Origin of the sequence: Acinetobacter entericus (genome assembly GCF_026168575.1) — a bacterium.
Lineage (GTDB): Bacteria > Pseudomonadota > Gammaproteobacteria > Pseudomonadales > Moraxellaceae > Acinetobacter > Acinetobacter bouvetii.
This window is the reverse complement of record NZ_JAPEQW010000104.1, coordinates 1-1,039: the sequence shown is the minus strand read 5'-3', so window position 1 is coordinate 1,039 and position 1,039 is coordinate 1. Positions and strand designations below refer to the sequence as shown.

The 1,039-nt window shown below is 40.3% G+C and carries 1 protein-coding gene; it reads left to right on the top strand.

The window, feature by feature from the left end; genetic code table 11:
* Positions 1-54 precede the first annotated feature (54 nt).
* Positions 55-987: an IS5-like element ISAha3 family transposase gene (locus OKC24_RS19720; protein WP_265466293.1), complete on the top strand. Its 933-nt coding sequence runs from the start codon at positions 55-57 to the stop codon at positions 985-987.
* Positions 988-1,039: the final 52 nt, after the last annotated feature.

Here is a 1,039-nt window from a genome sequence, read left to right as displayed (position 1 = left end):
GGCTTTGTTGCACAAAGCTATTCTTGAAGGCTTCTTCAGTAATATAATTTCCAGATGAAGAAGCCTACACCTAAAATCTATCGTACAACCAATTGGTCCTCGTATAACCAAGCTTTAATCAAGCGAGGAAATATTTCAATCTGGTTTGATCCTAAGACGCAATGGTATGCACAACCACAAGGCAAGCAAGGACGAAATCAAACTTATTCCGATACAGCGATTCAATGCTGTTTAATGATCAAATCTCTATTCCGTCTTTCTTTACGTATGGTTACTGGCTTTGTTCAAAGCCTGATTAAACTCTGTGGCTTGAATTGGACAGCACCAGATTACTCCACCCTTTGTAGACGACAAAAGCATATTGATATTGCGATAAGCTATCAGAAAAGTCATGATGGGTTACACCTACTTGTCGACTCTACGGGTTTAAAGTTTATAGGTGAAGGCGAATGGAAGCGTAAAAAACATCAGCCTGAATACCGTCGGCAATGGCGTAAACTGCATATTGGTATAGATGCTGAAACACTGCAAATACGTGCCGTTCAGCTTACTACAAATAATGTCAGTGATTCACAAGTACTAGGTGATTTACTGGATCAAATTCCACTAGATGAGCGAATAGATTCTGTCTATACCGATGGCGCGTACGACACGAAGTGCTGCAGAAAAGTGATTTCAGATCGTCAAGCACATGCAGTAATTCCACCCAGAAAGAATGCCAAGCCCTGGAAAGATTCTAAAATAAGTTCAATAGAACGAAATGAGTTACTTCAAACGGTTAAACATTTAGGTAGAACCCTATGGAAAAAATGGTCGGGTTATCACCGTCGTAGTTTGGTGGAAACCAAGATGCATTGCATCAAATTATTAGGTGATAGGCTGACGGCAAGACATTTTCAAAGTCAGGTCAATGAAATTCATGCGCGTGTGGCAGTTCTGAATAGATTTACGGAATTAGGTAGACCTCGCACCCAAGTTGTGTCTTAAATTTGAATGGATTGGGGAGAACTCAGCTTTTGAATGTTTATGCAACAAAGCC